General features: G+C 42.4%; 1 pseudogene. It reads left to right on the top strand.

Annotation, left to right across the window (positions count from 1 at the left end):
• Positions 1-257 (top strand): annotated as a pseudogene (locus tag AAEZ18_RS19180) (IS4 family transposase); the annotation flags it as partial.

Here is a 257-nt window from a genome sequence, read left to right as displayed (position 1 = left end):
TCAAAGCCAAGATAACATGGAAAGATTGGTGACGATTAATGGCTTTATTGCGACGCGAATATTGCAACTAAAGTTCACCAATGAGCAGCCTGATTCTCCAAGTTGTGAACAACTATTATCTCCCAAAGCATGGAAGTTATTGTGGTTAAAGAGAATAAAAACACCATTGCCTGAAACTGCTCCAAATATGTCATGGGCGTATCAGGAACTGGCAAAGTTAGGAGGCTGGAAAGATACCAAGCGCACAGGGCGTGCAT

The sequence above is a fragment of the Pseudoalteromonas sp. 19-MNA-CIBAN-0066 genome (assembly GCF_040308705.1).
GTDB lineage: Bacteria > Pseudomonadota > Gammaproteobacteria > Enterobacterales > Alteromonadaceae > Pseudoalteromonas > Pseudoalteromonas nigrifaciens.
The sequence above is the reverse complement of the archived record's forward strand: the minus strand, read 5'-3'. Positions and strand labels throughout refer to the sequence as shown.